The organism is Trichocoleus sp. ST-U1, from assembly GCF_039961835.1.
Taxonomy (GTDB): Bacteria; Cyanobacteriota; Cyanobacteriia; order Cyanobacteriales; family FACHB-T130; genus FACHB-T130.
The window spans coordinates 1-24,762 of sequence record NZ_JAMPJZ010000069.1; the positions used below are offsets into that span (position 1 = coordinate 1).

A 24,762-nucleotide genomic window follows, 5' to 3' on the forward strand; every position below is an offset into this window, starting at 1 on the left:
TCAAAGCAGTGATATCTTGTACCTGAGTTTCGCTCAAAGACAATGTTCGTAACTCACTCAGCGCAGTCAAAGCAGTGATATCTTGTACCTGAGTTTCGCTCAAAGACAATGTTCGTAACTCACTCAGCGCAGTCAAAGCAGTGATATCTTGTACCTGAGTTTCGCTCAAATCCAATGTTTTTAGAAGTGATAGAACATCACGAACGTAGACATCGCGGTCAAAGTAGTCCCAACCTCTTCCCAATACGCGACTGAGCCGAGATTCATCCTTCTGTAGATCAAACTTTGCCTCTGCATAAGCTACTAGCTTTTGCATAGCGGTACTGCTCCCGATGCGGGTCAGTGCTGCAATACAATTGCAGGCTTCTTCAGCAGAAAATTGCGGCTCGTACTCTAGCAAAGGAACAATCGCATCCCCTGCTCTGGCAACCATTGCAATCTCATCCTCATCTTTTGGCGGCAACAGTACCTTTGCATTATCCAGTACCTCCTGACGGATAGTAGGATCGACTTCTACAACAGTTTCCAGGCAGGCAACGGCTAGCAGATGCAGATAGTGTTTTTTGTCTGGGTCTGTATTGCCTTTCTCAATTAATGCTTTAAGCAATTTCTCTTTCTCTGTAGCACGACCCAACCCCGCCGCCGCGATAATGGCTTCACGCCACTGGTCATCCGTCGCCCGCTGCAAAAGCAAATCAAGGCTATAGTCTTCCACTGCTGCCTTCGCTGCCAGATACTCTTGGAAGGTGCGATGAGCAAAATCAATTTGTCCCATTACGGGTTCTCGTAACAGCCCCGATCGATCGACAAACAGAGACCGGATCTGCTCTCCAGTCACGGCTTGAGGCAGACTCATCAGTTTCAAACGGCGATCAAAATGAGTATCCACTCGGTCTATTTCAATATCAGAGCGATTGTTTTTCATAAACCAGAAGGCAAGGCTTTGAATAAATGCCATCTTCTGGTCTTCATTCAACCCAGTTGGGTAAGTTTCATCCAAGGGGATTTTACGTCCTTCATCCCGACGGTTCAACAGCATATCAATACACTCTCGATAGAGCTGAAGCCTTGCACTGGGAAGGGCTTCACGTCGTTCGCGATGCAACGCGCAAATCATCGCACACAGAAGCGGAGTAGATGCCAGCCGCCTCAATTCCGCACGCTGGCGCAACTGACGCTTCAAATTGTCAGCAATTTGCATTGGATCGTCTTGCTGAGTGTTAGATGAACTGTTACTGTTAAGCGCACGATGCCAACGACTCACAAACTCTTCAACATTTGTGGAACTCATCGGTTCCAGCGTAAGATTCTTAAAATTTTCATTCTTGACCCAATCTTCCCAATCTTCCCATTCCTCACCCTGTAAACTCTTTAGACCAGAAGGACGAGAGGTCACGATATACGTTGCATCAGAAAAATCTCTTACCAAATCTTGGAGAGCTTCAAAAAAAGCTTGCCGTTGCTGGCTGGGCAACTCATCCACACCGTCAATTAAAACTAATGCGTGTCCGCGATCGAGATATTTATGTGCCCAGCCTTGGGGCATGGTTGCTGCAAAATTACGAGCAATCAGTTTAGGGAACTCTTCCGGTGTGGGAAACCCTCCGTCAACCAAACTTCGCAGCCGAATGAAAAAAGGAATCTTGTAATTCCAATGTTGCAACTTTTCAGGGAAATTTCGACTGGCGGCACGTACCGCAAGCCACTGAAGCAACGTACTTTTTCCCGCACCCGCACCTCCCCGGATCACCAGCCTGCGACAATTGCAAATCACCTCATCAACTCGGCGCGATCGATTTACTGCTTCCCGTCCCACCCCCACATCATCAATCAACGTCACAGGGGAACAGTCTGGTTCATCGTCTCCACTCACAGATAGCGTAATGTATGCCATGCTAAGACTCTGCTTATGCGTCAACTTGTCCATGCGCGGCAGCCCAAACACCTCAAGGCGATCGAGTTCACTGATAACCGTTTTGCAATAACGCTCCACAAACTCGTCTGCGGCTTGTAACGCTTGTTCCCGCTGAGTTTTCAAATCATTCAAAACCTCGTCAAGCCGCTGTAGAGTTGTGGCAGCAAAGCTGAGTGAGAACTCTTCTAATTTAGGTGCAGCTTCAATCAAACTTTGGCTTGCGACTAAGAGGGCTTGCTCATACAAAGCTTTCTCATCCCTAGAAAAATCTCGACTTATTTTAGGATTTGCTTTCAGCAGATGTTGATAAAGCTGCTGTGTATCCAAATTCATTCCTACAAGTGCATCAGGCGATAAACCACCCTTGAATAAAGTTTCAGCAACTCCCAGCAAAACTGCCTCTCGACTATTTGCTGCCAGATTCCTCGCTTCTTGCTCAAACAGAGGACGTATCTGGGTTTGGAGTTCACCTGCTATCTGCCCTATCTTTTGCTCCAACTTACGCCTATTTCCCCAATCAGGAATTCCATTGGCGGCAGCATCAAACCCTTGCTCTAATACTTTCTTGGTCAAAGTTGACTCAATACCAGCGGCATCTAGAAGTGTTTTTGCCACCGCAGGAACCAAAATTTTCAGTGCAACCAGGGAAAAAGACATAAGATTGCTGTCCACTCCATAAAAAACCAACCTTGCTTTCCTCTATCAAAATAGCAACTACCTCAGCAAGCGATCGCACACTCTGGATGTGGAGAATGAACAGTGAGAGCGATCGCTCAAGATTGAAACTGGGGCAATAACCAAACATTCAGTTTGTCATAATTTATTTACCGACTTAGCCAAAAGACCTATCCAAATAGTGTAATTTGTGAACCTAGCAACAATGATTATGCAAGCTGAAGATAAAAAAGTTTACACAGATGAAGAATATCTTGAGTTTGAGGTTAACTCAGAAGAACGGCATGAATATATCAATGGTGAAATTGCCCTGATGACTGGCGGAACCCCTAATCACAACAAAATTGCTGGCAACTTCTATGCTGCGTTAAATTTTGCGCTCAAGCGCCAGCCCTATGACGTTTTCTTTACAGACCAACGGCTCTGGATTCCTAAAAAACGTATCTATACTTATCCAGATGTCATGGTAGTTCAGGGTGAATTGCAATTACAAGAAGGACGGCGAGACACCATTACTAACCCGTTAATGATTGCTGAAGTGTTGTCAGCCTCCACAAGAAGCTATGACAAAGACGCAAAATTTACCGCATATCGTACCATTCCCAGTTTTCAAGAATATCTCTTAATTGACCAATACACGATGCACATTGAGCAATACTTCAAAACCGCGCAAAAACGCTGGACATTTACTGAGTATGACGATGCCAATGAAATAGTATCTCTAAATTCCCTTTCATTCCAAATAACGCTTGCAGATATATATGACAAGGTTGAGTTTGAGTCAGGAGAAGTAAGCACCTGAAGATATTATTGTTGAACTTATTTCAATGTCTTGATTTTTGCCAATAGCGATCGCACACTCTGGATGTAGAGGATTAACAGTGAGAGCGATCGCTTCTTTTATTACAGACTCGAATTGCTTAATCAGTAGAAACAAACCAGTCGAGAAGTTTTCGGGCAATGCTCAGTTTAGGCGGAATCAGCGGTAGACTGTCTTTCCTAAACCAAGCAGCATCCTCCAATTCTTGCGGGTCGATGATAATGTCGCCACTGGCATAAGTAGCGGTGAATCCAATCATTAGCGAGTTTGGAAAAGGCCAAGGTTGCGAACCAAAATAGCAAATATCCTTGACTGCTATCCCAACTTCCTCCCGGACTTCACGCACAATTGTTTCTTCAAGTGATTCTCCCGGTTCCACAAATCCAGCGATCAAACCGTACATTCCTGCGGGAAACCGAGAAGCGCGAGCTAACAATATCTCTTCACCACAAGAAATAAGTACAATCACCGCAGGCGAGAGGCGAGGATAATTGACTAACCCACACTTAGGACAACGCTTGGCACGTTCGTTGGGTAATTGGGTTGTGGGAGCCGCACACTGTCCGCAATACTGATGGGTGCGATCCCATTCCATAATCTGAATCGCACGACTGCTGAGCGCATATAAGTCTTCATCTAAGGTGCCGTACAATTCGCGCAATCCTTGCAAAGTCATGCCATCGACTATTACCGCATCTTTCGGCAGTTCCGCCGAGTAACAAGGTCTATCGTCTAAGGTGCCGAGAAATTGCGATCGCACGGGCACCAAGCCAATCTCTGCCAAACTGATGAGGGTAGGAATTGTGCTGAGTGTTCCTTCCCGTCGAACCAGCAGCTTATTGCCGACAAAGGCGAACCACCACGCAGGTTCAGATTGTACAGGAGGTGGAGCAATGCCGTGGATGAAGGTTCGATACATATCTGAGTAGAGTGCGATCGCGTAGCCTGCCGGAGGCAGTCGCCTTCATCGTATCATTGCGATCGCATACAGCATCATGCAAAAAGCCGCCCGATCGGGGCGGGACTTTATACCCAGTTTTCGATAATACGATGTGTAATTCGTAGCCGTGCGGGGCAAGTTTTAGCCAAAAAACGCTAAAAAGCCCAAGGGCGTCTTTCCGTGTTTCGACTCCAAGGGCTTTTCGCTATAACTTTCACTCCTCACACTTACATCATGTTGCTAAAGACATAATTTTGCTATACACCTTCTGACAGATATTGAAGTGGATCGGCGATCGCTCTTACTCAAGAATCAGGCTTAAACCGATTCAAAGCCTTGTAATACCTGAGTTTGAGTTTCTGAATCAAATTGCTGCCAAGCACGGTTAACCGAACCCAGAACAGCGAGTAATGATGCCGTGACAATATTGGAATGGATGCCAACGCCGTAGAAAGAACCTGGGAAGCGATCGCCAGCAACCTCAACATAAGCGATCGCAGACGCATTGCTACCCTGGCTGAGTGAGTGTTCGTCATAACGATCGATGCGAATGCCAAGATTTAGCGCCTTTAGGAATGCATCAATAGGGCCGTTGCCTTTTCCGGTTAGAGCGATGTGTTTCCCGTTCATGTCTAGCGATACTGCGATCGCTTGTTCATCGCCGTCTGTTTCCGACAAGTGGTGAGAGAGGTACTTGAACGGCGATACTGCTTGCAAATACTCTTGCTCGAATAGTTGCCACAGATCCGTTGCAGACATTTCCTGCCCGGAAGCATCCATTGCCTTTTGCACCACTTGGCTAAACTCGATTTGCAACCTCCGAGGCAATACCAGGCTGTAATCCCGTTCCAGCAAGAAGGTAATGCCACCCTTACCAGATTGGCTATTCACCCGAATCACCGATTCGTAGCTGCGTCCCACATCGGTTGGATCGAGTGGTAGATACGGAACTTCCCAAAGTGCATCCGATTTCTGTACCGCCAAGCCTTTCTTGATCGCATCTTGGTGGGAACCAGAAAAGGCAGTAAATACCAAATCCCCAACATACGGATGGCGGGGATGAATTGGCAATTGCGTGCAATCTTCCACCGTTCTCGCCACCATGTTGATATCAGAAAAATCCAAACCGGGATGGATGCCTTGGGTGTAGAGGTTCAGCGCCAGCGTCACCAGATCCACATTTCCAGTGCGTTCGCCATTGCCAAATAGACAGCCTTCAACTCGATCCGCACCTGCCATCTGCGCTAGTTCTGCGGCTGCAACCCCACAACCGCGATCGTTATGGGGATGGACGCACAAAATTACGCTATCCCGTCGCGCCAAGTTACGATGCATCCACTCGACTTGATCGGCGAATACATTAGGCGTTGCCACTTCAACGGTTGCTGGCAAATTAATAATTGCTTTGTGCTGCGGTGTGGGTTGCCAAACATCCAGAACTGCATCGCAAATATCTTTAGCAAAATCCAGTTCAGTCGCCGTGAATGTTTCCGGCGAATATTGGAAATACCAATCAGTCTCCGGTTGCGCTGCGGCAAGTTCGTTCATCAGTTGCGCTGCGGATGTTGCCATCTCGATAATACCCGCGCGATCGAGATTAAAGACGGTGCGGCGGAAGACTGGAGAGGTGGCATTGTAAAGATGCACGATCGCTCGTTTTGCACCTTGCAATGCTTCAAAGCTACGACGAATTAGATGTTCGCGGGCAGGGGTTAAAACCTGAATTGTGACGTTATCGGGTATTAATTGCTGCTCGATTAGGCGGCGGACGAAATCAAAGTCAGTTTGTGAAGCGGAGGGAAATGCAACTTCGATTTCTTGAAACCCAATTTCGACTAAAAGCTTAAACAGACGTAACTTGCGTTCAACGTGCATCGGCTCGATTAGTGCCTGATTGCCATCGCGCAAATCGGTACTCAGCCAGATGGGAGGATGGGTAATGGTTTTCGAGGGCCAAGTGCGGTCTGGTAAGTTAATGGGGGCAAATGAACGATATTTGGTTCCGGGATGCTTCAACACGATCGATATTTCCTATATTTTTGGTGTTTGTGAGATGCTGTGGCGATCGCAATCGAGTTAAACAAGGAGTTGTCAGGTTGCGACGCAGACCAATCCTGACAACCCATCAACAGTCGCAGTAACATCTCAAGTGCTGTATGAAGTCGCATAAAAATCTCCAAAAAAATTGGTGAATGAATGGCAATGCCGCACTTGCCCGCGTAGGCAAGGAGATTTAGGCTTGGAATGGAAAAACTTGATTTAAGTGGTAAAAAATTATTTGCGCCCAAGGCGCAGCAGCAGCCCTAGCCCTAGTAGTCGGCTAGTGGAGTGGTGTAGAGATTGCTGCCGTGGAAGCATGAGATTGAGACAATAAACTATGGATATACTAGCCCTAGACCTTGCAGGGGTCAATATTCAGATGGACATACTTTGTCACCATAACGCCAGTTAATTTGCGATCGCACGGGCACCAACTCGATCTCACCCGCTGTTAACTTCAAATTTAATTTGGGAACTATAAAGGTAGCAGCCTTCCTAGAAGTTTGCTGCTCTTATGGTCTGTGCGCGGAGACAGGAAATGCAGCCGATGTCGATAACGCAGAAATTCCCAGTTAAACTCGATCGCACTTTTTTGACAGCAGCGCTGGTAATTCCGATTGTTCACCTCTATTTAGGATACGTAGGATTATCCACGACCTTTGTAAATGGTGCCTCCGTATTTTGGCCTTCACTCGGTGTCTTTTTGGCAGCGATGCTGCTACTAGGCTATCGCGTCTGGCCGATTTTATTTGTGAGTGATTTCATTGTTAGTCATATTCTTTTTTTCCCAAACAATCTTTTAATCAGTCTAATTATTCCCGCTGTCAACCTGATTACTCCATTCAGCGGGACTTTTTTAATTAATCGTTATATCAAACGCCACAATTTTTTAGAGCGATCGCAAGATGTTTTTAAATTTATCATCCTGACCATCCCCACCCCCCTGATTAGTTCCCTCTTGGCTGCCGTCACGCTTTGCACCAGTGGGATTGCGCCCTGGACAGCATTTGCCGAAGTGTGTCGAACCTGGTTGGCATCAGACACCACGGGAATTTTGGTTGTCACACCTCTATTACTAGCATGGTTGCAAAAATCTGAACGTTTCAGAAAATTTGACAAGCAACAAATTCTCGAATTTGTATTTGTATTGGTCTGGGTAATCGCGCTCGATCATATTGCCTTTTCGGGAGGATACCCAATCGAATACATGGTAATCCCCCCCCTGATTTGGGCGGCATTTCGGTTTGAAGCGCGGGTATCAACGCTACTCGTGCTAATTGTGTCAGCGATCGCAGTTTTTGGAACCGTTCGCGGCTTCGGCTCGTTCGCCAAACAAGCCACTCCCAACGAATCGCTGATCCTGCTGCAATCGTTTATTTGTGTCATTGCTATCACCACATTTGTCATCTCTGCGGTGACAAATGAAAACCGCAAGGCAGAAAGAAAACTTCGGCAAGCGAATGATGAATTAGAGCAACGAGTTGAAGAACGGACGACTGAACTCAATGAGGCGAAAAATTCTGCCGAAGTTGCCAACCAAGCGAAAAGTGAATTTCTTGCCAACATGAGCCACGAACTACGCACTCCCCTTAACGGTGTTCTGGGGTATGCTCAAGTTCTTTCTGCTGCCCCCAATCTTACCGAACAGCAACAACACGGCATCGACATTATCTATAATTGCGGCTCTCATTTGCTAACGCTGATCGAAGACGTACTCGATCTCTCTAAAATCGAAGCGCGTAAGATGGAACTGCATTTGAGCGATTTACATCTACCTGGCTTCCTGCAAGGAGTCGAGGAAATTTGCCGCATTCGCGCCGAGCAAAAAGGCATTCAGTTCATTTATCAGCCACCCGATAATTTGCCCACAGCGATCGCTACCGATGAGAAACGCTTGCGGCAAGTGTTGCTGAACCTCTTGGGCAATGCGATTAAATTCACCGACGCCGGTAGCGTGACATTCCGAGTGGAGGTGACTGAAAATCCGCAGCAACCAGCGTTCGCGAAGCTTCGCTTTGCGGTTGAAGACACGGGTATTGGGATGTTACCCGAACAACTAGAGCAAATTTTCCTCCCCTTTGAGCAGGTTGGCGATACCAAGCGACAAGCGGAGGGGACTGGATTGGGACTTGCGATCGCCAAAAAAATTGTCGAACTCATGGGAGGGGACATCTACGTTAAGAGCTTACCGAAGGTCGGTAGTACCTTTGAGTTTGAGATCGAGTGTGCTTTCTCGACGAACTCAATAGTAAGCAACATTTCCAGGGGGCGAATTTCTGGTTATTCGGGCGATCGCAAAAGCATTTTGATTGTGGACGATCGATGGGAAAATCGCTCGGTCATGGTTAACTTGCTGCAACCGTTGGGATTCACCGTCATTGAAGCCAGCAACGGACGGGAAGGGTTGGAGAAGGCGCATCAAGTTCAACCAGATTTAATCATTACTGACCTAATCATGCCTACCCTGAATGGTTGGGATTTGCTCGCGCTGCTGCGCCAGTCAGAAACGTTAAAAGATTTGCCAGTCCTTGTGTCATCGGCAAGCGTGTATGATGCCGATCGCCGTAAAAGCCTTGCAGCAGGCGGCAACGATTTTCTGGCTAAACCCGTGCAAGTCGAGGAACTATATCGACTCTTGGCAAAACATCTGCACCTGGACTGGATCTATGCCGATGCAAAACCTGTTGAACGTGCGATCGCAACGCCCTTCGCAAACGCAACCCCAACCGAACTCGCTGTGCCACCCCTATCTGAACTGTCGAGCCTACTGGAATATGCCAAGCGAGGACAAATCAAAGGCATCCAACAAGAACTGGAACGACTTGCCCAACTAGATGAAAGTTATCAGCCGTTTGCCAACAAATTAAGTTTGTTAGTGAAAGAATTTAATATTCACAAAATTCGCAAATTTCTTCTAGAAACTGTAGGTTAATTGCCCCGTATTTCATCTTCATGAATAAACCAATAGTCAAAAAAGGAGCAGTTATAAAATGTTATTTAATTCCGATCGCGAAATCGTTTTGGTGGTTGATGATAATCCAACTAATCTAGAATTATTATATAACGCCTTGGGTTCATCTGGCTATGAAGTTTTGGTAGAAATGGATGGTTTTAGTGGAATTGAGCAAGCTAAGAACTATCCGCCAGACTTGATTTTGCTAGATGTCCAGATGCCAGGAATTGATGGGTTTGAAACCTGCCGTAAATTGCAGCTTGATCCGTCTACAAAAAACATTCCAGTAATTTTTATGACGGCGCTGACAGATACCACAGACAAAGTGAAGGGATTACATTTAGGAGCAGTAGATTATATTACAAAACCCTTCCGTCATGAAGAAGCACTTGCTCGGATTCAAACCCATTTAAAAATTCGCCGTTTGAGCTTAGAACTTGAACAACAAAAGCAAGAACTTGAGGAAATTGTTCAAAAACGCACAGCCGAACTAACCTGCACGTTACAAGAACTAAAAAAAACACAATTGCAATTAATTCAAAATGAAAAACTGTCTACAATTGGTCAGTTAGTTTCTGGCATTGCTCATGAGATTAATAATCCAGTTGGTTGTATTTATGGCAATTTAGAGCAAGCGAGTCTTGCTGTTAAAGATGCGGTTGATTATATACGTCTTTATCAAGCCAAGTTTCCAAATCCTGGCATAGAAATTGAACAAAAAGCGGAAGAGATTGATCTTGAATATCTTCTAGAAGATTTACCAAAAATGTTCTTATCTATGCATACAGGAATCGATAGAATTCGCAACATTAGTACATCCCTTAGAACATTCTCCCGTGCTGATGTAGATTACAAGGTATCAGTTGACATCCATGAGGGACTTGAGAGTACCTTGATGATTTTGCAACATCGTTTGAAAGCTCAGAATTATCGTCCAGCAATTCAAATCATTAAAAATTATGGTGAAATTCCTAAAGTTGAGTGTTATTTAGGACAACTCAATCAGGTATTTATGAATATTTTGGCAAATGCAATCGACGCAGTGGAAGAAGCGAACTTGGGTCACACCTATGAAGCGATTAAAGAAAATCCCAGCCATATTATTGTTCAAACCGAAATGAAAGATGAACATCAGGTTGCAGTCCGAATTGCAGATAATGGCATGGGGATGACGAAAGATATCAAGCAACGCATTTTTGACCATCTATTCACGACTAAACCTGTTGGAAAAGGAACAGGTTTAGGATTAACGATTGCTCATCAAATTATTGTTGAAAAGCACGGAGGAACGCTCGAAGTCAATTCTGAATGGGGACGAGGCACAGAGTTTGTGGTAACGCTTCCGATTGTGTAATCTAGTCTTTAAAACTAGATTAGATGAATCAATCCCTCAATCAGCTCTAGTTTTGACTGTAAAATTATTAGTGAAACTGCTGCTGTAAGGTGGCAATAATTTTGAGAGCAGCTTGTAGTTCTTGGATAGCGATCGCCCGATCAACGATCGTGTTAACCAGTTGAGCTGTGGGTAACGGGAACATCCCCTAAATTGCAAATACACGCCCGTTGGTACAATCCTATTCTTTACCAGTGGCAAGAGTGCGAAATGGATGCAACGCCTGCCAGTGGTAAAGGATTTAAAAAAGCGCAATTAGTAAGGCAATGGGTGCTGCAAGTAATATCCACATCGTCGGCTGCAAACCATACTGTTGAGCAACCAAACCCAGTGCAAACGGAGCTAACCCCCCCACAAAACCTGCCAGGTTGTTGAGCGTCATGACGGTTCCGCTCTGCCCCGGCATCGCTGTGTACAATTGCCCCTGGAGAATAGAGTACCATCCGGAATTAAGGAGGCCCAGAAAGCAAAGAATGACCAGCTTGAGATTGATATTGGGTACAAGCAAAAAAGCTGGATAAAGACACAAAACAAGGATAGCGCTAACCTTCAAATAAGCAAGTCCTTGCACTCGTTCGAGTAAGGGAATCAGGAGAAAATCTCCCAATAAGCCAAACCCCAACCAGGCTGTGAGAGCGAAACTCGCTTGTGTGTTGTTTACACCCACGACATCAACGAAATACAGTGCTAAAAAGCCACTCAAAACATCCAGCATTAAATCGGAAAATTGCAACAACGTTAACCAACGCAACACGTTACCTCGTTTTAAGCTTTGGATAGCATAACGGATGCCATCTTTGAAGCTGTGCGTGGGTTGATCAATATCAGAGGATGCCGTTGGAGTTGCGATTGGATACTGCCACAACATTCCGACAAGTAATCCCGTCAATACCGCCAATAGTAAAAACACACTCCGCCAACTTTGATGGAATGCGATCGCACCCGCTAAAGCCAAAGGTCCCAGGACATTGCCAAGCGAACCCGCTAATCCCCACCGTGCCATGTTTTGCTCGTGGCGAGTCGGTTCCATGTCCATCAGCGTCGCCTGGGAAAGACTGACAAAGGCACCGGATGCAGGATAAAACAGCACAAAGGCTGCTAACAGCCAGGAAAAGTTATAGCTAAGAGAGATGAGGAGTAATGCGATCGCAAAAGCAACGCCTCCCCCTAAAATCAATTGTCGTCGTTGACCAATATCTCCCCAGATTCCCAAAATTGGCTCTATCAGGCTGCTAACCGTGTTGGGTATCGTCAGCAACAGCCCCACTTGCACATAGGAAAGATGTAGGTCATTGCGAACTAACGGATACGCAGCGCCCCGGACTCCATCCACCAGTTCGTCTAATAATTCAATCACCAGGAAGATCATCGTTAACAAAATGACAGTCCTGGTCGTTTTGTTTTTACCATCCAATGACATCGTGAAATTCTCCCATCCTCAAAATTTGAACACCAGCGCAACATCTTCAAGGGCGTTGGCGAAAGGAGGGGGAATCCACGAACAGACTCTCCGCCTTAGTTGTAAGGCGAATCGCGGGTTGGATTGAGTTCTAGAAGCTTACCAGGGAGGAAAAATCATAGAGGTGAAGGGCAAAGAAAGGACTTGCAAATACGTCTGTAGCCTATTGTAGGCATAACAGAAGAGATTGTCTTCTAGACGGGTTGAAACTCTATAGAGTTAGACCACCTTGGTGCAGCATATTACAACCCATAATGTGATGTGCGGCTCAATAGTAAGTTAGACTGCACTACTTGTAAGGAATATAGTTTCAACACTTATGAGTTGGTCGAAAGAGCAGAATCAGCAGAAACTAAAAGAGCTGTACGATGTTGAATTTCCTGATGCGCTTTTTGGCGTACATGAGTTCATGATTAGTCGCACACAAAGTGATAACAAATCAATGGCATTGAGCGTTATCGGGCTTTACCCAGCCGGACCACTTGAACTTCTTTTAGAATTTGATGATTTATTAGATGCCAAGTTTATCGCTCATGTCTTATTACATTATCGATACTATCGAGATGTTCCTGAGTTTTTTACTTGCCTAACTGGTGAGTGTGATGGTGAACATTGGGGAATGCTGCTGGATGAACCAACACGGGGGTTCCGTGGCGTAGCGTCCTACTACAACAATGATGGGGATGAAATTGTAGTATACAAGAGTCTCTTCGATGCTATTCTTTCGAGATGTGATGAACAAACCTCGTCTTGCCAAGAATGGCTCTCAGAAAGTGATGATTCTGAAGAAATAGCAGACTATCTAAGACAAATAGAAGATATTCTCCAGTTTCGCTTTGAGTTTGAACAGTTCTTAGCAAAAAGTTCATTATTAATTGATGAAGACAGACCAGAAGGCTTGTTTTCTGATACAGGTCTTAGTGTCATAAGACCAGAGAATTTCAATCCTGATACTCAGGGAGAAGCTATATCAGCTCTCGCTAAGGGGAGATCCCTCTGGTACTGGTATGGAGAAGAACACTCATCAAGAGCCTACAACTTGCTGAGAGGAGCTTATCTTACCTTGGAAAGATACGAACTCATTCGCCTACTCGATATTCATTATCAGAATCGCTCAAATGGTTGGGTAGATTTACTTGAAAACCATCTGGCACGTATTAGTCCTGGGAATGACACCGTCTAACGGTTGAGCCAGTTACTCAATTCATAGCATCATCAAATCAGAACTGACTCTTCTCACCACGAAGAGAACATTCCAGTTGTCTACTGACTGGTGTGTGACCACACCCCTTAACTAAGTGCCATTCCTCTAGGCATATATGAATGGTTCTAATGTTAGGCAGCCTAACCCTTCACGGCAGGGGACGGATGTAGATTGCTAGTGGTGTTGCTAAAGTTATCTGCCGCCGTTGCGTTGAGCTTGGGCATCTTGCAAATCCAGCCCTGCTTCTATCCCGGCGTGGCAGAGACTCTCAAGGGATACCCTACTGCAATGTGAGAGTTCAAGCGATCGCTTAAATCAGCACTTGACATTCTTGGACAGTTTATTTAACCTATTGGTTAATTAACTGGACAGTTAAATATAAGTGTCTTCCGATCAACTGAGCGTCACCTTTGCCGCCCTTGCCGATCCCACGCGACGGGCGATTCTAGCTCACCTCGCCAAGGGTGAGGCATCGGTCACGGAGTTAGCAGAACCCTTTGAGATGAGCCTTCCTGCCATCTCCAAGCATCTCAAGGTGCTGGAGCGTGCCGGACTGATCGCGCGGGGTCGGGAGGCTCAATGGCGACCCTGCCAGATCAAAGCGGAGCCACTCAAGGACGCATTGGATTGGATCGAGCAATATCGCCAATTTTGGGAAGAGAGACTTGATCGGCTGGATGATTACCTGCACGAGTTACAAACCCAGGAGAAACAAGATGGGCAATAAAAATGATTCCATTGATGCTCAAAGCGATCGCGAGATCGTCATTACCCGCGTCTTCAACGCACCCCGTGAACTGGTGTTCAAGGCGTGGACTGACCCGAAACACGTAGCGCAGTGGTGGGGGCCGAAAGGCTTCACAACGAAGGTGACTGAGCTGGATCTGCGTCCAGGCGGTAAATCGCGCTACGTCATGATTGGCCCAGACGGCACAGAGTACCCAGGCAAAGGTGTCTTCCGCGAAGTTGTGCCTCTTGAACGGATTGTTACCACTGATGAATTTGATGAAGGCTTTGAAAAGGTCGTGAACGCCGATCTGCCAAAAGGAATGGTGATGACGGTGCTTTTCGAGGATTTGGACGGCAAGACCAAGCTCACACTCCGCATTGTGCATGAGTCTGCCGAAGACCGGCGGAAGCATGAGGAGATGGGGGTTATTGGTGGGTGGAACTCCAGCTTTGACTGCCTTGATGAGTTCTTGGCGACGGCTTAAGTCTCTTTTACCACCCATGAGACGGTCAACTGGTGGTCTTTTGTGAAACGACTCAAGGGGAACATTAGTATCGTCTTGCCGATACTTCCATATATGCAATGAACTCTCAAAAGGAGAAAACATGGCTACTAAAATTTTCGTGAATCTGCCCGTACAAGACCTGAATCAGTCTGTCGAGTTTTTTACGAAACTTGGCTTCAGTTTTAACGCTCAATTTACTGATGAAACGGCGACTTGCATGATTGTCAGCGATGACATCTTCGTGATGCTATTAACTCACGACAAATTTAAGACATTTACTCCGAAAGAAATTTGTGATGCAACCAAAAGCACAGAAGTGCTGGTTTGCTTATCTTCTGATAGCCCAGAAAAAGTCGATGAAATGGTTCGCAAGGCAGTCGCCGCTGGTGGATCAACTTACAATGAACCACAAGACCACGGTTTTATGTACGCACATGGGTTTCAAGATTTAGATAGCCATATTTGGGAACTTGTCTACATGGAACCTAGTGCAATCAATCAAGGTTGAAAATGGAATCAGAGGAATGCCATTCAAGGGTCTATCGTTGTGGTAGTGAAAGTATAGCGGTTCTTCTACGAGTGAGGTACGGCAAAATTCAGTATTATCAAGCTTTTGAGCTTTAAAAATGTACCTCACATAAGAGCGAAGCGCTATAATTTCGGGTTGAACGATCGCTAAGGCAGATTGCAACGCCTGGAAGCGGTTTTCCAGTTGGTAAATTTGTGGCGATCGCATACCTAGAAATTTGCCCACAACTAACTCGGTAGTCCCCGAATGTCATCAACTGTTCGGGGTGTGGGGACAAGAACGTGCAACTCCAGCTTAGGCTTCTGGGAGGAGATACATCAGGCTATCAATCAAGCGATCGCTCTCCATCGGCAGAATATCCTGACTGTGAAGCACTTTCTGTACCAGCATGAAATGAACTAAGGCACCTATCAAAATGCGTGCAGTTGCTTCGGGGTCGGCAATCTTTAAGTTTGGATACGATGCCAGATACTGGCTCAAGGTTTCAACGCTAGGTTTTACTAGCGTGCGAACAAAGATTTGCGCCAGTTTGGGAAAGCGCCCCGACTCGCCAATAATTAGCCGCAAAAGGGCAATTTCTTGGCTATCACAAATGATCTCATTCAATGCCTTCGTTAATAGCTGCCGCAACATGACCCGACCATCTCCTTCCGGCAGCAGGGAACGTTGGATGATGGAAAGCTTTTTGTGAGCAAACCGTTGGATGAGGGCGGTGAACAATCCTTCTTTATCTTGAAAGTAACTGTAAACCGTTGCTTTGGATACGCCAGCCGCCTTCGCCACCCGATCCATGCTCGTGGCAGCATAGCCATGCACCAAAAACTCTTGCATTGCGCCTGTCAATATCTGTTCGGCTTTCTCTCCCAACCCATCCTGCTTCGGTTCCGTCATCTTCGTCTGTCTCATTCATTCCCGATCTGATTGTCACAGTCATTCTAGGGGCATTCGCTTTGAGGAGTTCTAGAGAATTTTCAGGACTCCCTTGACGTTATTATACTAAACCGTTTAGTTTAGTTATAGAAAAACTAAACCGTTTAGTTTAGTCGCTTCCTAGATTTGGGGAATCTGACAGATGATGCAAGAAGTGGCAGCAGGTAATCCATCCTCGAAACGTCTTTCCCGACCACTGACTCTGCTGGCGATCGCTGCAACCTTGGCAACAGGCGGAGTGATGGTATATAGCGTTTCGCAAGGGCGTATGCCGCAATCCAGTACGACCCCATCCACAGTTATCAGTACGCCCCAAATCAAAACCGTGACGGCGTTGGGACGACTAGAGCCAGAGGGTGAAGCGATCGCGCTTTCTGCACCCACATCTGCTGAGGGGAATCGAGTAGATCAACTGTTAGTCAAAGAAGGCGATCGCGTTCGCAAAGGACAAGCAATTGCGATACTCAACAGTCGCGATCGCCTCCAGGCATCTGTGATGCAGGCACAAGAACAGGTGCGAGTTGCCCAAGCCAAACTGGATCAGGTGCGTGCAGGGGCGAAGACGGGCGAAATCCAGGCGCAACGCTCCCAGATAGCCCAACTAGAAGCTGAACGGGTTGGGGACTTGAACGCGCAAGCCGCTACCGTTGCCCGTCTGGAAGCGGAAGTGCAAAATGCACAGGTGGAGTACCAGCGCTACGCATTGCTTTACCAGAACGGAGCGGTTTCGGCATCCCAACGCGATAGTAAGCGACTGACACTGACAACTGCCCAAAAGCAACTGCAAGAAGCGCAAGCCGCCCGCGATCGCACTCGGAATTCTCGCCAACAGCAACTGAATGAAGCCCGCGCCACCTTGGATCGAATTGCAGAGGTGCGCCCAGTAGACGTGCAGGTAGCCCACGCCGATGTTCGGCAAGCCTTAGCAGCCGTTGAGCAAGCCAAGGCAAACTTAGAGCAGGCATCCGTGCGATCGCCTCAAGATGGTCAAATCCTCAAAATCTACACCCGTCCCGGCGAACTAATTAGCAACGACGGAATTGCCGAAATTGGGCGAACTCAGCAGATGTTTGCGATCGCAGAAGTTTATCAGAGTGACATCAAGAACATCCGTCCAGGGCAAACGGCGCGGGTAAGTAGTGACTCCATTGACAGCGAACTCAGCGGGACTGTCGAACAGGTTGGCTACAAAGTGCTGCGCCAAGATATTGTGAACAGCGATCCGTCCGCCAATATTGATGGGCGCATTGTAGAAGTCAAAATCCGTCTGGATGCAGATTCTACTCGCAAGGCTGCCCGACTCACGAATCAGCAAGTTAAGGTGGTCATTGAACTATGATTAGCTTCCAACAACTCCAACGCCGGACACCTTTAGGATGGCTACAACTGAGTCATCAAAAAGGAAAACTGGTCGTAGCTTGTGCGGGTGTTGTGTTTGCAGATGTCTTGATGTTGATGCAGTTGGGGTTTCAGAGTGCGCTATTCAACAGTGCCGTTTTAGTCCACAATAGCGTTCGCGCCGATGTCGTTCTGCTCAGCCCTCAAGCTCGCAATCTATCAAATATGTCGTCCTTCCCGCGACGGCGTTTGTACCAGTCGATGGATATTCCAGGCGTTCAGTCTGCGGAAGCACTCTACGCCAACATGGTGAACTGGAAGCATCCCACCACCCAGCGCGAAACGAGTATGCTGATGTTGGGATTTGACCCTAACAGCTCAGTCTTTGAGCAACCAGACATTAACCAACAATTAAACCAGATTAAGCTGCCTAACACAGTTTTGTTTGACAGCGGTAGCCGTGGAGACTACAAAGCAGCGATCGCGCAACTCGAACAAAACCAGCCACTGAAGACAGAAATTGAGCGGCATAGTATTACCGTTGCTGGCAAAATTCGCATCGGATCTTCCTTTGGTGCAGACGGACACCTGATTACCAGCGACCAAAACTTTCTGCGGTTGTTTCCCCGCAGACAGGCAAGCAGCGTCAGTGTCGGCTTACTGCAACTGCAACCCGGAACCGATGCAGTGCAAACGGTACAAGCTTTGAAAGCACACTTGCCGAATGATGTTCAGGTTCTGACTCGGCAGGAATTTATCGAGTTTGAAAGAAGCTACTGGGCAAAGAATACACCGATTGGATTTATTTTTAACTTGGGCGTGACAATGGGCTTCATTGTTGGCGTCATTATTGTCTACCAAGTTCTCTCAACGGATGTGAACGCACACATGGGAGAATACGCCACTTTCAAGGCAATGGGCTACCGCAATCGCTACCTACTTATGGTGGTGTTTGAAGAAGCCGTTATCTTAGCAATCATCGGCTTTATCCCTAGTATTGCCATTTCCGCAGGACTGTACCGCCTGACTCGTAATGCGACGAATTTGCCTCTGTACATGACTGTGGCGCGAGGGATTTTCGTGCTGATGTTGACGATGGTGATGTGTACCCTTTCTGGAGCGATCGCTACCCGCAAATTGCAATCCGCTGACCCGGCTGATATGTTTTAGGTTTATATTATTATGTCTCTTCAACCTGTCATCTCTATTCACAACCTCGATCACTACTTTGGTCAAGGTCAACTACGCAAACAAGTTTTATTTGACATCAGTTTAGAAATCAATGCTGGCGAGATTATCATCATGACCGGCCCTTCTGGTTCCGGCAAAACCACACTGCTTACTTTAGTTGGTGGACTGCGATCTGCCCAATCGGGTAGTCTCAAGGTGTTAGGACAAGAACTCTGTGGTGCAAATCCGACAGCACTGGTACAAGCGCGACGGCACAATGGTTATATCTTTCAGGCGCACAACTTGCACGGTAGCTTAACGGCACTCCAGAACGTCAAGATGGGCTTAGAGTTGCACAGGGATATTTCTCCACACCAGATGCGCCAGCGCTCAGCCGAAATGCTAGAACAGGTAGGATTGGGAAATCGGATCAATTACTATCCTGCCGATCTGTCGGGTGGACAAAAGCAACGGGTAGCGATCGCCCGCGCCTTGGTAAGCCATCCCAAACTAATTCTTGCTGACGAACCGACTGCTGCTCTCGATAGCAAATCCGGTCGTGAAGTTGTTAGCCTGATGCAAACGCTGGCAAAAGAACAAGGTTGCACCATTCTACTGGTCACTCATGACAACCGCATTTTAGATATTGCCGATCGCATAGTTCACATGGAAGATGGACACTTAATAAGTGATACTGCCCAGGTTGCAGCGGTCACTTAGAAACTGCTTTTAAATAGCCGATTTAGAGGCAATATGCAACTTTTTAATCTGCAATCAAGCCATTAAACTGCAAAAACTCCCAACCGCATGGCAGATTCTTATTGTGGGTCTTTTTGTTGTAGGCGTTGCTGGAGTAATCACAGGTGCATGAGAAAATAGATACCCGCAAGAAACTATCTACAGAGGTTGCGAAAGATATTCAAAACTATTGGTATGAAGGGCGCTGTCCTCAAACTGGTGAACTACTGAGACTACCCCGCACCGAGGAAGCAGAAGCGATCGCTAGAGAGTTAATGCAGCATCTTGCCAATAATGACTGTTATTCCGATGAAGGCAAGATGTATGGAATCCTGCTGGTTGAACTACCGCATGGCGAACAACAGGTACTCAAAGCTTTCTCTGGTCTTTTGAATGGTAATAGCACGATCGAGGGCTGGGTGCCGCCAATTCCGGGACGAGCCGAAGTTGCCTTAGAAGAAGCCCGCACCTTAGCCCAACTGGAGGCGATTAAGCAGGAACTGATTACTCTAAACCAACTTCCAGAATGGCAGCAGTACGAAACCCTGTCTCGCCAGTTTGAACAGCAGTTGCAAGAAATGAGCGATCGCCATCGCGAGTGCAAGCAGCAACGACACCAAAAACGTCAGATACTCTGCGAAACGCTGACTGGAGAAGCGCTAACGATTGCCCTTGAAGAACTTGACGAAGAAAGTCGTCAGCATGGAATTGAGCGACGAATGCTCAAACGCCAGCAGAATGAAGTGTTACAGCCACTTAAGCAACTGATTGAAGCAACCCAAGCACGGATGCGCGAACTCAAACAACAGCGTAAAGAACTATCCCGTGAATTGCAGACTCAGATGCACGCGGCATACAGCCTGACTAATTTTGCAGGGCAGTCTTTATCGTTGCAGCAATTAATGCTAGGAGGTTCTATGCCTACTGGAACCGGAGACTGTTGCGCCCCCAAGCTACTGCACTATGCGGCAACGCATAGGCTTAAACCACTGGCAATGGCAGAGTTTTGGTGGGGGTCATCCTCAGCCGATGGTGACAAAATTCAAGGAGAATTTTATGGAGCTTGTGCGGAACGCTGTCAGCCATTGATGGGGTTTTTACTATCGGGATGGGAACCTAGCCCCCCCTTCGATCCCCCCCTTAAAAAAGGGGGTGTGGAAGAGGGCGAAAGCCCCTCCCCTAATAGGGGAGGGGTTTGGGGAGAGGTTCCCATTGTTTATGAAGATGAATGGCTGATTGCGATGAACAAACCCGCAGGGTTCCTATCAGTACCTGGTCGTTATCACCACACCTTTGATAGTGTCCTCAGTCGCTTGCGTCATCTGTTACCGGATGGCATGGCGATCGCATCTGTGCATCGTCTGGATCAAGAAACATCTGGTATTCTCTTGCTGGCACGCGATCGCTCAACCCATCGTCAACTCAGTCAGCAGTTTCAGCGGCGGCAAGTTTACAAGGTTTACGAAGCCTTACTTTCCGGTTCGGTGACAATTGAGCAAGGTGCGATCGCACTCCCTTTATGGGGAGATCCGGAAAATCGTCCCTATCAAAAAGTCGATGAACGCGGTAAACCTAGCTTGACTCGCTTCCAAGTTATCGCTAGGGAAGGCGATTGGACTCGCATAGAGTTTATCCCCCTAACTGGACGCACCCATCAGCTACGGGTTCACGCAGCCGATCCGCGAGGACTTGGGGTAACGATATTAGGCGATCGCCTTTACGGATGTCGTGCAACTGTCAGTCGGTTACATCTGCACGCCAGGGAACTTCGCTTTGTGCATCCGCAATCTGGACAACCTTTGCATTTACAAACAAAGACACCGTTTTGATGAATTGCTCTGATGACGGTAACTTATCAAAAGGCGATCGGCGCTTCAAAAAGACCCCCGCAAAACACTGATTCCAAAAGTGGACAAAACACCCCCAGAACCGATGGCAATCGTTTTGCCATCCGGACTAAAGGCAATGCTGGTTGTGTATATGCGACCAAGATTTTGGTCGTTAATAGAAGGCTCAAACAGTGTTTTAAGTAGCGTTCCAGTCCGCAAATTCCACAATTTAACTGAATGATCCCAAGCAGCCGTAACCAGTTTCTGCCCATCAGGGCTAATTGAAATGGAAGCGGAACCTCCGGGTAAGGTGTGGAGAAGCTGCTTTGTTCTCAGGTTCCATATCTTGATGGAATCTGCAACACTGACAAGCGTCTGCCCATCGGGAGCGATCGCAATGGAACTAATTGGGCTAGTATTTCCTTCGAGAGTCCCCAGCAGTTTTCCCGTCTTGATATCCCATAGCTGAATGCTAGTGTCCTTACTGGTATTTTGATCCACATATTCTCCACCGCCAGTCGCAAGTATCTGACTGTTTGTACTGAGGGCAATCGACCGAATCGGGGTTGCTTGTGGATTGATAGTCTGTAGACGTTTGCCTGTTTTGAGGTTCCACACCAACACTTTCTTGTCATTACTAGCACTGACTAAAGTTTGCCCATCGGCACTGATTTCAAGGTGATTGACTGGTTGTGAATGACCGTTCAAGGTGCGGAGAAGTTTATTCGTTTTCAGGTCCCACACCTTAATCGTTTTGTCATTATCCTGTGCCTTACGGTCAACAGTTACCAAGGTTTGGGTATCGGGAGTAATTGCAACAACACCTGCGGCATATACTTTTTCATTCAGGGTACGCAGCAGCTTACCTGTCTTGAGATTCCACAGCTTGATTGCCGTACCAGGGCTATGGCTGACCAGGACTTGACTATTCGTATTGAAGGTTAGAAAAGTAACATCGCTGTTATGCCCGCTTAAATTGTAGATTGGCTCAAAGTCTCTTTTGGAGTTAGCGGTTGTTGAACTGGGTTGGGTTGAGGGTTGGGCTGTTGACGGGAGTTTAGCGATCGCGCCAGTGGCAATTGTTGCTATAACAGCCAGAGCGAGCGCGTTTTTCCAAGACAATTGCTTGAGATTTTTCATATAGATAGGTATATAGCTCAGGTAGGACAAAAACTTTATGACTCGCCGATACAATCCAATAAGACGGCAGTTGTATATGCAAATGTTGCCGTCATAACAGCTACAACAGCCCGACCTTAACAAAGCAATTTGCGATCGCACATCACCCAGTTGATTCACCCAACTGATTGATGCTTTTTTGAACTGGCAGGTCTTACGGCATGAACGCGCCTACGCTTACGTCCTACCTGACCTAGAATTTTTCAAGAGTTTCAGGAGTTTTGAATCGTCTTTCAAGGGGTTAAAAACCAAAGTTGATTTCTGACCCCCGACTCTCTGAAATTGTCCAATTGGTGTTCATTGTTCTGCTTAAAGTCACCCAGCACATCCATGACTTTTCCACTCAAAGCATCTTTGAAGAGCCGGGGAAATCCGCCAAAAATGGTGAAACGGTCAATATACCAACATTGGTTGGTGCGGATCGTCCTCCGGTCTATTTCTTACTTTCGTAGGGACATCTGGCTGATCGTCACGCTCTTGCTTCTGATTGGGGCATCGGTGCTTTGCAACCTTCTCAACGCTTGGCCTATGGCGATTCTAGTCGATACGGTTCTCTCTCCAACCCCGAAACCCAACTGGATTCATCGGCTGTTTCTTGCCCCGTTTGGTGAAGGCAAGCTGAACCAAATTTTCGGAATGGCGTTCGTGGCGATGCTCATCAGGATACTGAGCGATAGCGTCATGATGCTCCGTAAGATGTTGAACTACCGCATCCAGTACAACGGAACCTTGCGGGTTCGCACCCAACTCTACGACAAAATGCAGGCGCTTAGTCTCGGCTGGCACGGTTCGCGATCGCAAGGCGATGCCATCTATCGGTTGAGCTACGATAGCCTCGGCCCTTGGGGGGTAATCGATACGCTGATCGGCTCTACCGCTGCATCGGTGACGCTGACGGCGATGATCTGGATTATGCTGTCGCGCCATGTCCTTCTCACCGTGTTTGCACTTTCGTTCACGCCGCTTCTGCTAGTCGCAAACTGGTACTTCGAGGGAAGGATTCGGCGTCGTGCGTTTGAGTCAAAGCAGACCGATGCGGTCATGACCTCGACGATGCAGCAAGCGATAGAGTTGATCGGACTCATCCAGTCTTTCCGTCGAGAAGCGACGGAGTCGCGGCGCTTCACGCGGGTGGTCGATCGCAGCGTCGCTGCCTCCATGCGGCTCCATTGGCAGGAAAACCTGTATCCGCTCGCGGTTCAGGTAGTCTTCGCTCTGGGAAGCGGGGTAATCTTCGGCTACGGCGGGTATCTGGTCTATCGCGACCAGTTTTTGCGCCAGGTGCCGAACGGCCTGACCCTCGGCGATCTGATCGTATTCTTGGCGTACCTTAATCAGTTCTGGGACCCAATCGGTTGGGTGTTGGGGTTCACGACCAAGATCCAGACATTCGTAGCTTCCTGCGATCGCGTGTTTACAGTAATCGACGAGCCACCCACCATCAAGGACGAGCCTGATGCGCGATCGTTTCCCGTCCATCCCCGCACCCTAACCCTTTCCAACGTGAGCTTTGAATACATCCCTGAGCGACCCGTGTTACGGGAGATCTATGCAACTATCGAACCGGGTCAGATGGTAGCGTTTTTGGGCCCAAGCGGGACGGGAAAAAGCACGTTGCTCAATCTCTTGCCGCGCTTCTACGACCCGACATCGGGGAGCGTTCAACTCGACGGTTTCGATATCCGCACCCTTAAGGTTGCCGATGTCCGCAAACACATGGCGCTGGTTACGCAAGGCAGCCCACTTTTCCCCGGAACGATCGCGGAGAATATTACCTATGGCTGCGAGGAAGCGACCTTGCAAGAGATTCGGGAGGCGGCGGTGGAATCCGGGGCGGCTGAGTTCATCGAAGCCTTGCCGGAGCGGTACGATACGATGCTCAGCGAGGGCGGTCAGAACCTTTCCGGCGGACAGCGGCAGCGGTTAGCGATCGCGCGGGCGCTAGCGACGAAGGCTCCGATACTCATCCTCGACGAACCCACGAGTTCGCTAGATTTGAAGCACGAGCAATGGGTTATAGAAACCCTCCAGCGTCTGCGTCGCAAAAGAACAATTATCTTAGTGACGCACCGACTCGAAACTGCCGTAGACTGCGATCGCATTTTTGTGATGCAGGAGGGCGAGATCGTTGAAGAAGGCACTCATGACGAACTTCTATCCCAAAAAGGACTCTACTTCCGAATGCTGGGCTACAAGCCATCCTCGACCTGACGATGCTAGAAAATTGAAACACTTTAAGCTCATTCCCCGCCTGAAGGTCGGAGGATCAGCGCTAAAGCAGTCAATTCTACAGATTCCCACTTGAGATTTTGTTCGGGTAATTATCGCACCCGGCAACATTCTGGAACACGATGGTAAGCGACAGTTTCAGATAGGCTATGAGTGTCTAGGGATGTCCCTCTAATCAAGACATGG

The 24,762-nt window shown here is 47.5% G+C and carries 18 protein-coding genes; 12 read left to right on the forward strand and 6 right to left on the reverse strand.

Annotated features, from left to right (window positions below; genetic code table 11):
* Positions 1 to 2,572: NACHT domain-containing protein (locus NDA06_RS20290; RefSeq protein ID WP_348251830.1), on the reverse strand; the 2,572-nt coding region annotated here is incomplete at its 3' end.
* Between the two features lie 223 nt (positions 2,573 to 2,795).
* Between NDA06_RS20290 and NDA06_RS20295 the strand changes: the two genes are divergently transcribed.
* Positions 2,796 to 3,392 carry a Uma2 family endonuclease gene (locus NDA06_RS20295; protein ID WP_190531099.1) on the forward strand — a complete coding sequence of 199 codons (597 nt, stop codon included), beginning with the start codon at positions 2,796 to 2,798 and terminating at the stop codon, positions 3,390 to 3,392.
* Positions 3,393 to 3,510: 118 nt separating this feature from the next.
* Here NDA06_RS20295 and nudC read toward each other — a convergent pair whose 3' ends face one another.
* Positions 3,511 to 4,329 (reverse strand): NAD(+) diphosphatase, encoded by an 819-nt coding sequence (nudC, locus tag NDA06_RS20300; protein WP_190986545.1) that lies wholly within the window; start codon positions 4,327 to 4,329, stop codon positions 3,511 to 3,513.
* Between the two features lie 339 nt (positions 4,330 to 4,668).
* Positions 4,669 to 6,369: a 2-isopropylmalate synthase gene (gene leuA, locus NDA06_RS20305; RefSeq protein ID WP_190986544.1), complete on the reverse strand. Its 1,701-nt coding sequence runs from the start codon at positions 6,367 to 6,369 to the stop codon at positions 4,669 to 4,671.
* Positions 6,370 to 6,937: 568 nt separating this feature from the next.
* Here leuA and NDA06_RS20310 point away from each other — a divergent pair.
* Together NDA06_RS20310 and NDA06_RS20315 are read left to right on the forward strand one after the other, a co-directional pair.
* Positions 6,938 to 9,322 carry an MASE1 domain-containing protein gene (locus NDA06_RS20310; protein WP_242047515.1) on the forward strand — a complete coding sequence of 795 codons (2,385 nt, stop codon included), beginning with the start codon at positions 6,938 to 6,940 and terminating at the stop codon, positions 9,320 to 9,322.
* 58 nt (positions 9,323 to 9,380) lie between these two features.
* On the forward strand, positions 9,381 to 10,697 hold the full coding sequence (locus NDA06_RS20315; RefSeq protein WP_190986542.1) for a response regulator: 1,317 nt from the start codon (positions 9,381 to 9,383) through the stop codon (positions 10,695 to 10,697).
* 280 nt (positions 10,698 to 10,977) lie between these two features.
* Here the strand turns inward: NDA06_RS20315 and NDA06_RS20320 are convergent, their stop codons facing one another.
* On the reverse strand, positions 10,978 to 12,156 hold the full coding sequence (locus NDA06_RS20320; protein WP_190986541.1) for an MFS transporter: 1,179 nt from the start codon (positions 12,154 to 12,156) through the stop codon (positions 10,978 to 10,980).
* 358 nt (positions 12,157 to 12,514) lie between these two features.
* On the opposite strand from NDA06_RS20320, the gene NDA06_RS20325 reads away from it, so the two are divergent.
* From NDA06_RS20325 to NDA06_RS20340, 4 genes are all read left to right on the forward strand, one after another.
* Positions 12,515 to 13,378 carry an ADP-ribosylation family protein gene (locus NDA06_RS20325; protein ID WP_190986540.1) on the forward strand — a complete coding sequence of 288 codons (864 nt, stop codon included), beginning with the start codon at positions 12,515 to 12,517 and terminating at the stop codon, positions 13,376 to 13,378.
* A gap of 403 nt (positions 13,379 to 13,781) precedes the next feature.
* On the forward strand, positions 13,782 to 14,126 hold the full coding sequence (locus NDA06_RS20330; RefSeq protein WP_190986539.1) for a metalloregulator ArsR/SmtB family transcription factor: 345 nt from the start codon (positions 13,782 to 13,784) through the stop codon (positions 14,124 to 14,126).
* A complete protein-coding gene (locus NDA06_RS20335) occupies positions 14,116 to 14,613 on the forward strand; it encodes an SRPBCC domain-containing protein (protein ID WP_190986538.1) in 498 nt (165 codons plus the stop codon). Before NDA06_RS20330 ends, NDA06_RS20335 begins: the two co-directional genes overlap by 11 nt.
* 121 nt (positions 14,614 to 14,734) lie before the next feature.
* Positions 14,735 to 15,142 carry a VOC family protein gene (locus NDA06_RS20340; protein WP_190986537.1) on the forward strand — a complete coding sequence of 136 codons (408 nt, stop codon included), beginning with the start codon at positions 14,735 to 14,737 and terminating at the stop codon, positions 15,140 to 15,142.
* 315 nt (positions 15,143 to 15,457) lie between these two features.
* On the opposite strand, the gene NDA06_RS20345 is transcribed toward NDA06_RS20340, so the two are convergent.
* Entirely contained in the window at positions 15,458 to 16,069 is a 612-nt protein-coding gene (locus NDA06_RS20345; protein WP_190986536.1) for a TetR/AcrR family transcriptional regulator, read from the reverse strand.
* A 166-nt stretch (positions 16,070 to 16,235) separates the two neighbouring features.
* Here NDA06_RS20345 and NDA06_RS20350 point away from each other — a divergent pair, with 166 nt between their 5' ends.
* The 4 genes from NDA06_RS20350 (at position 16,236) to NDA06_RS20365 (ending at position 21,168) form a co-directional block, all read left to right on the forward strand.
* Positions 16,236 to 17,432 carry an ABC exporter membrane fusion protein gene (locus NDA06_RS20350; protein WP_190986535.1) on the forward strand — a complete coding sequence of 399 codons (1,197 nt, stop codon included), beginning with the start codon at positions 16,236 to 16,238 and terminating at the stop codon, positions 17,430 to 17,432.
* The gene (gene devC / locus NDA06_RS20355) at positions 17,429 to 18,601 is read left to right on the forward strand and encodes an ABC transporter permease DevC (protein WP_190673020.1); all 1,173 of its coding nucleotides are present in this window, start codon (positions 17,429 to 17,431) and stop codon (positions 18,599 to 18,601) included. The genes NDA06_RS20350 and devC overlap by 4 nt, the downstream gene beginning before the upstream one ends.
* A 12-nt stretch (positions 18,602 to 18,613) precedes the next feature.
* The gene (locus NDA06_RS20360) at positions 18,614 to 19,321 is read left to right on the forward strand and encodes a DevA family ABC transporter ATP-binding protein (RefSeq protein WP_190986534.1); all 708 of its coding nucleotides are present in this window, start codon (positions 18,614 to 18,616) and stop codon (positions 19,319 to 19,321) included.
* A 143-nt stretch (positions 19,322 to 19,464) separates the two neighbouring features.
* Positions 19,465 to 21,168 carry a pseudouridine synthase gene (locus tag NDA06_RS20365; RefSeq protein WP_190986533.1) on the forward strand — a complete coding sequence of 568 codons (1,704 nt, stop codon included), beginning with the start codon at positions 19,465 to 19,467 and terminating at the stop codon, positions 21,166 to 21,168.
* A 45-nt stretch (positions 21,169 to 21,213) separates the two neighbouring features.
* Here NDA06_RS20365 and NDA06_RS20370 read toward each other — a convergent pair whose 3' ends face one another.
* Positions 21,214 to 22,308, reverse strand: a complete 1,095-nt coding sequence (locus NDA06_RS20370) for a WD40 repeat domain-containing protein (protein WP_190986532.1) — start codon at positions 22,306 to 22,308, stop codon at positions 21,214 to 21,216.
* A gap of 567 nt (positions 22,309 to 22,875) precedes the next feature.
* Between NDA06_RS20370 and NDA06_RS20375 the strand changes: the two genes are divergently transcribed.
* Positions 22,876 to 24,558 (forward strand): ABC transporter ATP-binding protein, encoded by a 1,683-nt coding sequence (locus NDA06_RS20375; protein ID WP_242047516.1) that lies wholly within the window; start codon positions 22,876 to 22,878, stop codon positions 24,556 to 24,558.
* Positions 24,559 to 24,762 lie beyond the last annotated feature (204 nt).

Bases quoted from the DNA above. Each gene is read 5' to 3' on its own strand.
- NDA06_RS20360 (WP_190986534.1), top strand. From the start codon at position 18,614: ATGTCTCTTCAACCTGTCATCTCTATTCACAACCTCGATCACTACTTT.
- NDA06_RS20310 (WP_242047515.1), top strand. From the start codon at position 6,938: ATGTCGATAACGCAGAAATTCCCAGTTAAACTCGATCGCACTTTTTTG.
- NDA06_RS20350 (WP_190986535.1), top strand. From the start codon at position 16,236: ATGATGCAAGAAGTGGCAGCAGGTAATCCATCCTCGAAACGTCTTTCC.
- devC (WP_190673020.1), top strand. From the start codon at position 17,429: ATGATTAGCTTCCAACAACTCCAACGCCGGACACCTTTAGGATGGCTA.
- NDA06_RS20345 (WP_190986536.1), bottom strand. From the start codon at position 16,069: ATGAGACAGACGAAGATGACGGAACCGAAGCAGGATGGGTTGGGAGAG.
- nudC (WP_190986545.1), bottom strand. From the start codon at position 4,329: ATGTATCGAACCTTCATCCACGGCATTGCTCCACCTCCTGTACAATCT.
- NDA06_RS20375 (WP_242047516.1), top strand. From the start codon at position 22,876: ATGGCGATTCTAGTCGATACGGTTCTCTCTCCAACCCCGAAACCCAAC.
- NDA06_RS20340 (WP_190986537.1), top strand. From the start codon at position 14,735: ATGGCTACTAAAATTTTCGTGAATCTGCCCGTACAAGACCTGAATCAG.
- NDA06_RS20320 (WP_190986541.1), bottom strand. From the start codon at position 12,156: ATGTCATTGGATGGTAAAAACAAAACGACCAGGACTGTCATTTTGTTA.
- NDA06_RS20315 (WP_190986542.1), top strand. From the start codon at position 9,381: ATGTTATTTAATTCCGATCGCGAAATCGTTTTGGTGGTTGATGATAAT.
- NDA06_RS20325 (WP_190986540.1), top strand. From the start codon at position 12,515: ATGAGTTGGTCGAAAGAGCAGAATCAGCAGAAACTAAAAGAGCTGTAC.
- NDA06_RS20370 (WP_190986532.1), bottom strand. From the start codon at position 22,308: ATGAAAAATCTCAAGCAATTGTCTTGGAAAAACGCGCTCGCTCTGGCT.
- NDA06_RS20295 (WP_190531099.1), top strand. From the start codon at position 2,796: ATGATTATGCAAGCTGAAGATAAAAAAGTTTACACAGATGAAGAATAT.
- NDA06_RS20335 (WP_190986538.1), top strand. From the start codon at position 14,116: ATGGGCAATAAAAATGATTCCATTGATGCTCAAAGCGATCGCGAGATC.